We start from the raw sequence: 247 nt of genomic DNA, 5'->3' as shown, positions 1-247 counted from the left end.
CACTTTAATAGCCTTCTAAAGTGTGACTTATAGGTCTTCGTTATATTAGAAGTAAAACAATATGTCCGGGTCCCCATCGTCTAGAGGCCTAGGACACCGCCCTTTCACGGCGGTAACAGGGGTTCGAATCCCCTTGGGGATACCACTATTTATTTTTCTTGATGAATGTCGAGAAATTAAACAAGCGTTAAACCTTAGCCTACAGGGTTTAATGAGTATTCACTCTTTGCAGAGTCTAATGCAGTCC

At 42.5% G+C, this 247-nt stretch carries 1 tRNA gene; it reads left to right on the top strand.

The window, feature by feature from the left end:
- The first annotated feature begins 69 nt into the window (after positions 1-69).
- Positions 70-145, top strand: a tRNA-Glu gene (locus AB4238_RS19535).
- Positions 146-247: the final 102 nt, after the last annotated feature.

The sequence above is a fragment of the Shewanella sp. 10N.286.45.A1 genome (genome assembly GCF_041470405.1).
In the GTDB taxonomy this organism is placed as follows: Bacteria; Pseudomonadota; Gammaproteobacteria; order Enterobacterales; family Shewanellaceae; genus Shewanella.
The sequence above is the reverse complement of the archived record's forward strand: the minus strand, read 5'-3'. Positions and strand labels throughout refer to the sequence as shown.